The organism is Pseudomonas sp. SIMBA_068, from assembly GCF_046534705.1.
Classification (GTDB): domain Bacteria; phylum Pseudomonadota; class Gammaproteobacteria; order Pseudomonadales; family Pseudomonadaceae; genus Aquipseudomonas; species Aquipseudomonas putida.
Genome location: NZ_JAWRYI010000980.1, coordinates 1 through 256 on the forward strand (window position 1 = coordinate 1; position 256 = coordinate 256).

At 41.4% G+C, this 256-nt stretch carries 1 pseudogene; it reads right to left on the reverse strand.

What is annotated here, in order from left to right:
* Positions 1 to 74: 74 nt before the first annotated feature.
* Positions 75 to 256 (reverse strand): annotated as a pseudogene (locus SB756_RS32355) (hypothetical protein); the annotation flags it as partial.

Sequence of the window (256 nt, forward strand, 5' to 3'; positions counted from 1 at the left end):
GGTTGTTTGCTATTGTGAATACTGTTTTGCTTTCCAATGTGTTTTCTAACCTAAATAGAAAGAGTGAGAGGGTCTTACAAGGATTCGGCCCATTTAGTCCGGTAAGCTATTTGTTCGTTGATGTCATTTGTAAGGTCGTTCTCTTCGTAGTCGAATATTCTTACGAGTTGTGCGTCTGGGTCCCCAATTTTTACTTCGTAGGCAACGACTCCGCCTGACATTTGTGATGCCATCGCTGAAGGATATACATTTATCT